Here is a 9,440-nt window from a genome sequence, read left to right as displayed (position 1 = left end):
TTTGCATAAATAGGAATAATCATCAGAAACCCACTTTTCACCCACTTGGCGATTTTTTAAACCCAGCCTTAGCCTTGCTAGGACAAGGTTTAAAGAAATCACCAATTGGGCAAAAATTGGATTTTGCTAATCATCCCTATTTATGCAAAGGTCTCATTATGTAACAATCTTACAATAAAAAAGGGCGTTATTACGCCCTTTTCCTTAGTTAAAAGTCATTAAAAATTACTTTAAATTGTGAACTGTACTAAGTCCTAATGAATGCCATGCATTCATACCACTGCGGTAATACTTAAGTTTGTGCTCTGGGTAACCCAGCGAAAGTAGTGCTCTAATCGCTGCAGGCGATTGACCACACCACAGGCCATTACAGAACAAATACAAAGTTTTGGCTCTACTGAAGTTAAAAATACCATCTTGCTCAGTCACACCAAACTTTTTGGTTAGGATTTCCATCACTGCATCTGGATCCTTAGCAACTGCCCTGGCGTTTAATTTCTTGTATGAGATGTTAACTGAACCTTTGATTGTTCCACCTTTTTCAGCGGTAGTCCAAATTGGCGTGCGTGCATCAATCACCATTTTTGACTTATCACCTCTAGAAATATCACGAAGTGCATAGAGAACATCTAATTCGCTCACTGTATCAACGGCTGCTGGTGCAAACGGGTTTGTCGGTTGGATACAGAATGGCGGACAAGGACGCGAAGTCTTTGCAAACGCTGGATTAATAGTGGCTTTGTTGTTTTGATCACGAGAGATACCTGCTATGCTCATAACGCCTTTAGTGATGCCAACTGGCTTGTTAGCTGTTACAGCCGTTGACGCTAATAATGCTACTGATGCAACACTTATTACTAATGTTTTAAGTTTCATTTTATTTCCTTTTTTTTGTTATAAAAAATAACTCTTTCGAGTTGGTTATTGATAGCCCTCTATCATAAGTGGCACTAAAAATTCTTGTTATTTATTTGCTAATCGCAACTAGGCTCTTCTTCTAAGTTGTGTTGTGCGTAATAATCAACCACACAAACCTCGCGTTTGTCTTCATCATCAATGTCTTCACAACGATCTTTGGCACCATCACGCACTACTTGCATTTGTTTTTCAGTGGGCTCGTCATTTAAAACAGCAACACCATCTTTTACATCAGAAAATACATTAAAACTTAATAACAACCCAAATAATATGGCTAATTTTTTCATTGTTGCTTCCTATGTTTTGATTAATTAAAAACTGTTATTATTCACAAGAAAAAATACTTTGCAAGTCTATCTATATTCAATAATATTATAATAATCCAATATTCTTGATCACACATACAAATTCTAAGTGCAAATTTTTGTTGGTTGATGACACCTGATTCAAACCGTAACAGCGCAATAAGATGACTGTAAACAATCACGCCCCCACAACACTTTTCCTATGTTTGTTGTTGCAAGTGGTAGAGTTTTGCGTAACCACCATTTTTATCTATCAGTTCTTGGTGTGTGCCTTGCTCAGTGATTCTGCCTTTATCAATAAAAACAATCACATCCGCATCTTTAAGGGTGTTAAGGCGGTGAGCAACTGAGATAACGGTTCTATTTTTTCTTATTTCTGGCAGGTGGTCTAAAATAATACGCTCTGAAGCATAGTCTAGGGCAGAAGTTGCCTCATCTAGAATTAGAATCTTAGGGTTGTTAATAAGTGCTCGCATAAATGCGATTCTTTGTCGTTGTCCGCCTGATAAATTGCTACCTTTTTCGCTTAACATTGTCTCGTAACCTTGTGGCAATTCTTCAATAAAATCTGCACCGCACATTTTGGCAATTTTTTGTAATTGTTCTGTTGTAACATCAGGGTTAGCGAGCTTAAGGTTGTTGATAATAGTGTCTTGAAATAATTCACTATTTTGCAATACAACGCCCATATTCATTCTTAATTCAGTTGGCGAGAGTGTTCTAATGTCTAATCCGTCTATTAATATCTCCCCTGTAGTAGATTGATAAAACATTTGTAATAATTTGGTTAATGTGCTTTTTCCAGAACCAGAAGGTCCTGTTATGCCAAGCATGCGACCAGACTCCAAGGTTAAATTAATGTCTGATAAAACGGCAGGCAATTCTTTTTGGTAAGTAAAATAAACACCCTTAAAAATAATATCGCCTGAAATCTTATTAAGGAACATATTTTTGGGTAATTCTTCTAATGGCTCTTTAAGAATTAAACTAATTTTTTTAATGGAAACTAATGTATATTGAAAATCTTGCCATATTTGTGCCAAACGAATCACAGGCTCCACAACATAATTGGAATACATGCGAAAAGCAATGAAAGCACCAATGGTTAAGTTGCCTTCTAGTACTTCGGTAATGCCTAACCATAAAATAACAATAACCATTATTTTATTAATCAGTGAAATGCCTTGCATGGAAAAAATATTAGTCAATTCTGCTTGTGCATAGGCATGCTGATATCTGCCTAATCGTTTTTCCCATTGACGGATGAATCTATTTTCTGTTGCCATTGACTTGATTGAGTTGATACCGTATAAAGTTTCTGTTAATAATGCGGTATTGTCTGCATTTGCATCAAAAGATTGTTCGCTGCGTTTACGCACAACTGGACCTACTATTATCCAAAAGAAAAAATAAATCAGCAAAAATATTAAGACAACAACCGTCATAAAAACAGAATATTGAAACATTACCGAGAAAAACACCACTACAAAAATCAAATCAATCACTAGAGTGAGTGAATTTCCGGTCATAAACTGCCTAATATTTGCCATTTCCCGCATAAAAGCGGTTATTTTTCCAATTTGATTATTTTGAAAAAAAGACAATTGCAATTGCATTAAATGTTCGTAAATACGACTGGTTAATTCTGCATCTATTTTAGAAGTTAGATTGGAAAAAGCGAAAGATCGCATCAATAAAAAAATTGGGTCAGCCAAAGCAAAAAATAGCATTGCTATCATAATAGTCTGGAGAATGGTAAGGTTAAAACTGGGTAATGCGCTGTCTAAAAAATATTGAAATAATAAGGGTGTGAGCAGCATAATCAGCTGAATCATAATGGAGATAAAAATCACCGATAAAAATTGTTTTTTATGTTTTTTAATGGAAGGCAAAAACCATTGAAAAATAGAATCATTTTTAATAGGTACATTCTGCACGGTATTGGCATCGTATTCTTCTAAATTATTGGCAATGGCAATACAGGAATTTTGCCAAATTTGATGACAATCTGGCATGCTTATTTGCCAACTCTCCATGCCATCAAAGACCGTGAGATTTTCTCCGTCAAAAGCCTCAAGAAGCAGCCAATTATTTTGGCACTGAATGAGCGCAGGGAGATGTAATTTATGCAATTGATTGAGATTAATTTGCACATATTCTGCATTGATGCCTGCCCATTTAATGGCGTATATTAGCTCAGATTGGCTTAAATTACTGTTTTGATTGCTGACCAATAAATGGCTAAGGCTTTTGAGTTCAATATTTTTTTCAAAATGTTTTAATAACTGAACGATGCAACATAAAGCGCGGCTGCTGGCAGTGAAATTAGCGCTCTTTAAGGCTTTCATTGACATGCTCCAGAACAGGCGATAATAAGTAGTCAATCACGCGGCGTCGCCCTGTTTCTATTCTAACAACGACTGACAGGCCTGCGTGTAAGCGTATGGTTTTGCCCTTATGTTGTATTTTGTTGTCTTTGAGGTTGATGGTAGCTAAAAAAACATACCCCATATCTTTGTCTTCAACAGAATCTTGATAAATATTTTCAACCACCCCATCAATTGCACCGTATTTTATATAATTAAAAGCATCCAATTGCACGCTTGCTGTTTGCCCAGTGCGTACAAAACCCACATCTTTATTTAATATTTTTACTTCGGCTTTCAAAGAAAGTTCTCCGATGGGGACAATGGACATTAATTCTTGTGCAGAAGTCACCACGCCGCCAATTGTGTTGATGGCAATTTCTTGTACAAAGCCCTCTATTGGCGCATAAAAATGCATGGCTTGTTGTTGGTTTTGATATTTTTTTAACGCCTCCGATGTTTCAACAATATCCAATTGATTTTTTTGGTATTCTTTGTAAATTTTATTTTTCTTTTGACTGATGGCAAATTTTTTATTGCTTTTTTCTAATTGACGGCTGTTGTTTATGTCGTGCAGTTTTGATTGTTTGCTGAGCAATTCTTTTTTAGATTGTAGTAATTCCTTCTGCGCTTGCAGAAATTGCAATTCGGAAATGTCTTGATTGTCAAAAAATTGACTGAACATTTTGACACGCTTGCGTGCATTTTCTATCATAGATTGCTCCAATTCAATTTCCTTTTTTAAATTGTTACTGGATTTTTTTAGGTTGTTAATTTTGGCATTAAATTGTGCAATTTGTTTAAAGAATTCTTCTAAATCTAGGAGGGCTTGTCTATTGTGCAAAATGTTAATTTCAGGGATCTTTTCTGCTTGTTCTATTTGCTCAATAATGGGGAAAATGTATTTAAAATTCTGCTGATTTTGTTGATAAAATGACAATTTCGCCTGAAAGTTGACAAGATTGGTTTTTATTTCTGTGTCGCTCAATTGCACCAACAAATCTCCTTTTTGTACAACTTGCCCTTCTTTAACATAAATTTTTTCAATTTTTCCTGAATACAAGGATTGAATTTTTTGCGACTTGCCAGAGACAATTAATTTACCTGTGGTATTTGCATAAATAGCAATGTGGCTAAAATAAGACCATAATAATACTATTGTTACAAATGCAACCACGCTCCAGCCAATTAAGCGAGAAAAATTTGTCGGCGCTTGTCTTTGAATGCGTAAATAAGTCGGGGAAAATTCAAAGGCTTTGTTGTCGATTTTTTTGTTAACAAAGATTGAAAAAAAATTCTTCTTATTCATTTTTTACTCAGCGGTTAATTTCTTTAACCCTTTTTTTTAGCAAGACCAAGGCAGGATTAAAAAAAGGGTTAAAGAAATTGGATTTTTGATGATTATTCATACAAGGCCTTTTTAGATAAAGTGTAATTCATGAGGGGATAAGGGTTAAATATTTGGTCTTATCTTCACCCGTTAAAATATCCGTTATTTTACCTTTATTGATAACCACCACTCGATCGCAAGAACGAATGGTGGACAAACGATGGGCGATAGTAATCACGGTTTTACCGTGTGATATTGCAGCCATATTTTGACGAATTAATGCTTGAGATTCTTCATCCAAAGCAGAGGTTGCTTCATCCAAGATGAGTAATTTTGGCTGGTCAATAATGGCTCTGGCAAAGGCAATTCTTTGCCTTTGTCCGCCTGATAAAGACTTACCACCTTCTTGAATCTCAGTATTGTACCCCAATTGCATTTTGCGAATAAATTCATCGGCACCTGAGGTTTTTGCCGCCTCAATGACTTGCGCTATAGGCAAAGTTGGATTCTTGTGAGCAATATTTGCGCGCACACTTTCTTGAAAAAGGTAGTTATCTTGTAAAACAACGCCGATTTGATCTCTTAACGAATGTTTGTCTATTTTATTAATATTAACATCGTCAATATAAATATCACCAGAATCAGGCACATATAGACCTTGTATTAATTTGGCAATGGTGCTTTTCCCAGAGCCAGATCCACCGACCAATGCTACACTTTCGCCAATCCCAATGGTTAAATTAATATTTTCAAGCACCAAATTACCCGTAGGTGTGTATTTAAAAGACACATTTTTAAGTTCAATTTTTCCTTGCAATTTATGTGGGACTTGATTTTTCTTCTTTTCAGCAGGTGTATTTAAAATACTGCTTAATCGCTCAATGGCTATTTTTGTTTGTAAAAATTCTTGCCACAATGAAGTGAGTTGATTCAGGGGTTGTTGAAACATAGACAACAACATATTAAAAGCAATCAATTGCCCAATGGTCATATTTAATGCAAATACTTCGATGGCAGCCAGCCATAAAATCAACACCCCCACAACTTTTGAAAAAATACTGACCATTTGTAAGGCAAAGGTATTTAATTTTTGTAAATTATAATTCACGCCAACCATACTGTTGGTTTGCTTATTCCAACGTTTTAACATTACCCGTTCTAACGCCATACTTTTGATGGTTTCACTGTTGGAGATAGATTCTGTTAAAAAGGCGGTATTTTTTGCCCCCTTGCTGAATGACAATTCAATGTATTTAATCAGTTTTGGTGTCAACAACCAAGTGCTAATAAAATAAAATGGTACTGTAATGGCAGCCACCAAGGCTATTTTTGGGGAGATATAATACATGACAAAAAAAGTAATGAATAAAAACACAAAGTCAATAACACTCAATAATGCTTGGCCTGTAAAAAATTCACGCACACTGTTAATTTCTTGCGCTCTACTCACCAACAATCCAACAGATTTGCTTTCAAAAAAGGCGATGGGCAAATGTATCAAATGCTTAAATAAACGCATTCCCAAACCAATATCAATGCGATTGGCGGTGTGTAATAATAAATATTCGCGTATACTGGTTAAGGCGATTTCAAATAGATTGGCACTCAGTAAGGCAATCAATAAAATCATCATCGTTGATAAGGCGTTATTGACAACCACTTTATCAATGACCACTTGAAAAATCAATGGCAAGATCAACGCCACAATTTTTAAAACGCAAGAAAAACTAATGATTTCTAATAAGGTCTTACGATAACGCAAAAATTCAGGCACAAACCACTCAAGTCCAAATTTAGCGGTGTCTTTGACAAAAATAACATTGCCACTCCAAACTTGTTGTATATCAGATAATTGAAATTGAGCAGGCTCCTTGCCAGGGCGTTGAATTAAAACCCCCTCTTGGGAGAAATGAGCAACCACAGAAGGCTGATTATCTTTAGTAAAAAAAATAAAAGGCACTCTCTTTTGTAGTTTTTTAACAGAGAGTTTTGCTTTGCTAAACTGGAGTTTTAATAGATTTTCTTTGGCAAATAAATGCAGTTTTTGTTCATCATAGGTGTTATCTTTACTTTCTTGAATAAGAATGTCTTTGCCAAGAACCTCTTCTCTTAATAGTAGGAATAGTGTATAAACTGATTGATAAACGGATTGCAATACTAAAGGCTCGCTAAAAAACTATTTATCCTGAGCTTTTTTAATCTCTTGCTCAGTTGGAATAATGCCAGCTGCCTGAAAGCGTTGAATCATGTCTTTCATTTTGTCATCTTTCATCAGTCCTTCAATCACACTTAGCATATACAAAAAACCATTTAACGGCATTGTGATTTGTCCCAAATCGTCAAACTTTGGTGGGTTGTTGTCATCGGTTATTGGTTGCTCAGAAGATTGTGCTACTAAGTTCATTTTGACAATGCCATTGTTGACATTAATGGCACTAATAGTATCTACAAACATATTTTTGTTGTTCATGTTTTATTCTCTCATTAAGTTAAATTTTTCATCACCTCAGGCATATTATAACCAACCTTGGACGCTGACCATAATTGATTCACTTCTTGTGTATATCCTGCTACGCCTTCGGTATCGGCAAATGAATCAAAAGAGGACATATATTCAACCAGTTTGCTGACTTGTGCCTTGTCTAGATAATGGTAGCGGTTATTTTCAGCATCAATATCAACACAAATTTTTGCACCATCGGTACTGTTATTATCGGCAAAATAGTCTTTGATTAATACGGTGCCGTCTTGATTTTGATATTGTTTGGAAGTATTGACATTGACATTGACATTGACATTGACATCGGTATTGTCCTCTTGAGAATCAATATCAGCATTATCCGCTTGAGAATCAATATCGGATTTGTCTGCCTCTGCAAGGAATCGGTGTTTGATTAAAAGGTCGTTGTCATTATAACGATAATACATCACATCTTGATAACTGTCTAAATCAAATACAATATAATCCTGACTGTCAACGGTAAGTTTGCTAGATAGGTTGTCCTTGCCAATTATAAATACATCTGCCCCTTCGCCGCCAGTCACACTGTTGTTTGTGCCGCCCAAATACAGTAAGTCATCCCCTGTGCCTGCATCAATGTTGTTGTTGCTTGATTTTTTATGCATATATAGGGAGTCATTGCCAGATCCAGCAGAGATGACGGAGTCGTGACTGGCAACTTCTAATTCGTCATTGCCTTCACCCAAATAAACAATATTCTTGTTGCCAAATACTTTTCCATGGTCGTCTCCTTCGCCTAAATTCATTATATTATGGGCACCAATGACAACCCCGATATCATCGCCAGAATGGCCATAAATTTTGCCATAATTACCAGTGGATACTAAATAATCATCCCCTTCGTTGCCTGTAATATAAGCTCTTTCTCCAAATGCCCAAAGCTGATCTGCGCCTGTGCCACCAAATAAAGTGTTGTATCGACCAGATGCAACACCAATGTCATCGCCTTCACCGCCAATAAACATATGGTTTTGACCGACAAAGACTGCATTGTCATCTCCTTCGTTGCCGCTAATGGTGTTGCCTTCGCCAATGACATAAGCAACATCATCTCCTTTGCCACCCCAAACATTGTTGTTGGTGCCCATTAAAGCAAATAAGTCCTTGCCGTCGCCGCCCCATGCAAAATTGTAAGCCCCTATATTGAAGAATAAATCTCCGTCGTTGGTCATATAACCCATGCCCGAGAAGAACTCAACGACTTTATCTTCCATATTGGCAGAATCTGTGGCAATACTACTGGATAGCGTTTTTGCTAATTCTGGTAGATTGCTAAGGGTTTTAATTAAGTTTGGTGCATACAAGTCAAATAAAGAGGGTAGCTTAAGTCCACTAAAGCCAAAGGCTTTTTTGCTTTCTTCAGTGCTGTCTTTTTCTTTGGCACCGTCTTTTTCTTCAGTGCCGTCTAAGTTTTCTTCATTATCACTGGCAACATTGTTTGAATCTTTGCTGTCATTACTATCACTATCACTATCATCGTCATCGTCATCGTCATCGTCATCGTCGTCTTTCTTTTTATCTTTGAGCCCTAATGCATCCAGCGTGTTTTCACCCATATCTTCGATTGATTCTGTGCTAGATTTCAATGCATTAATAATACGATTTGGTTCAGATAAAGCTTGAATGGAGTTATCAAAGGTGTCAGACACTGTGCCAAGCAACTCTTTTAATATATCTGACATTGATAAATCAGGGGTTGATGTCTTGGTTTTGTAGAATTCACCAGAATCGATGTATTGATAGCCTAAGATATCGCCAAAGGTGGTGTCTTCTGCTTTTGCTGCCATTTCATTGAGAATGCCGTTGATAAGTTTTGTTTTTACATTGCTTGGTGTGTAGGTAAAAGTGGTTTTGGGTTGTCCGTCTGAGGTGTATCCTTGCTGCATAATGCCAAATAATGAAGCAACAGTCGTATCTAAAACAGAAGAGAAGGTATCGCCAAACATAAAACTAAAATTGCCATTACCAATAAGAATGTCAGATCCTTGTCCGCCAATTGT

At 36.4% G+C, this 9,440-nt stretch carries 7 protein-coding genes; all 7 read right to left on the bottom strand.

Annotated features, from left to right (window positions below):
* Positions 1-225: 225 nt before the first annotated feature.
* Positions 226-876 carry a rhodanese-like domain-containing protein gene (locus BBROOKSOX_RS07375; protein WP_139660555.1) on the bottom strand — a complete coding sequence of 217 codons (651 nt, stop codon included), beginning with the start codon at positions 874-876 and terminating at the stop codon, positions 226-228.
* 98 nt (positions 877-974) lie between these two features.
* Positions 975-1,205, bottom strand: coding sequence for a hypothetical protein (locus tag BBROOKSOX_RS07370; RefSeq protein WP_139660554.1), 231 nt, complete (start codon positions 1,203-1,205; stop codon positions 975-977).
* A 218-nt stretch (positions 1,206-1,423) separates the two neighbouring features.
* On the bottom strand, positions 1,424-3,571 hold the full coding sequence (locus BBROOKSOX_RS07365; protein WP_180323908.1) for a peptidase domain-containing ABC transporter: 2,148 nt from the start codon (positions 3,569-3,571) through the stop codon (positions 1,424-1,426).
* Positions 3,549-4,898, bottom strand: coding sequence for an HlyD family type I secretion periplasmic adaptor subunit (locus BBROOKSOX_RS07360; protein WP_139660552.1), 1,350 nt, complete (start codon positions 4,896-4,898; stop codon positions 3,549-3,551). The genes BBROOKSOX_RS07365 and BBROOKSOX_RS07360 overlap by 23 nt, the downstream gene beginning before the upstream one ends.
* A 127-nt stretch (positions 4,899-5,025) precedes the next feature.
* The gene (locus BBROOKSOX_RS07355; RefSeq protein ID WP_139660551.1) at positions 5,026-7,074 is read right to left on the bottom strand and encodes a peptidase domain-containing ABC transporter; all 2,049 of its coding nucleotides are present in this window, start codon (positions 7,072-7,074) and stop codon (positions 5,026-5,028) included.
* Between the two features lie 21 nt (positions 7,075-7,095).
* Entirely contained in the window at positions 7,096-7,389 is a 294-nt protein-coding gene (locus BBROOKSOX_RS07350; RefSeq protein WP_139660550.1) for a hypothetical protein, read from the bottom strand.
* A gap of 14 nt (positions 7,390-7,403) precedes the next feature.
* The coding region (locus BBROOKSOX_RS07345) for a calcium-binding protein (RefSeq protein WP_306821343.1) at positions 7,404-9,440 on the bottom strand (2,037 nt) is incomplete at its 5' end.

The sequence above is a fragment of the bacterium endosymbiont of Bathymodiolus sp. 5 South genome (assembly GCF_900128535.1).
In the GTDB taxonomy this organism is placed as follows: Bacteria; Pseudomonadota; Gammaproteobacteria; order PS1; family Pseudothioglobaceae; genus Thiodubiliella.
Note: the sequence above shows the minus strand (reverse complement) of the source record. Positions and strands in the feature narration are given on the sequence as shown.